Raw genomic sequence first — 481 nt, forward strand, 5'->3', positions numbered from 1 at the left:
TTAACATTGGCTTGTGCATTCTTACCGTCTGCACCAGTGTCACCTTTCGCACCAGTTGCACCGTCTTTAACGATGGTGGTAGTGGTGTTACCGTCACCATCGGTGATGGTTACAGTGTGAGTGCCGTTGCCGTTGTCTTTAACATTGGCTTGTGCATTCTTACCGTCTGCACCAGTGTCACCTTTCGCACCAGTTGCACCGTCTTTAACGATGGTAGTAGTGGTGTTACCGTTACCGTCTTTGATGGTTACAGTGTGAGTACCGTTGCCGTTGTCTTTAACGTCGGCTTCAGCGTTCTTACCGTCGGCACCAGTGTCACCTTTAGCACCAGTTGCACCGTCTTTAACGATGGTAGTAGTGGTGTTACCGTTACCGTCTTTGATGGTTACAGTATGAGTACCGTCGCCGTTGTCTTTAACATCGGCTTCAGCGTTCTTACCGTCAGCACCGGTTGCACCAGTTGCGCCGGTATCGCCTTTGG

General features: G+C 50.5%; 1 protein-coding gene. It reads right to left on the reverse strand.

Features of this window, described 5'->3' with window-relative positions:
• Positions 1–481 (reverse strand): collagen-flanked surface repeat-containing protein (locus ACTHSA_RS10350; RefSeq protein ID WP_440378889.1); only part of this gene is annotated, 481 nt, incomplete at both ends.

The organism is Neisseria sp. P0008.S002, from assembly GCF_051962805.1.
In the GTDB taxonomy this organism is placed as follows: Bacteria; Pseudomonadota; Gammaproteobacteria; order Burkholderiales; family Neisseriaceae; genus Neisseria; species Neisseria perflava.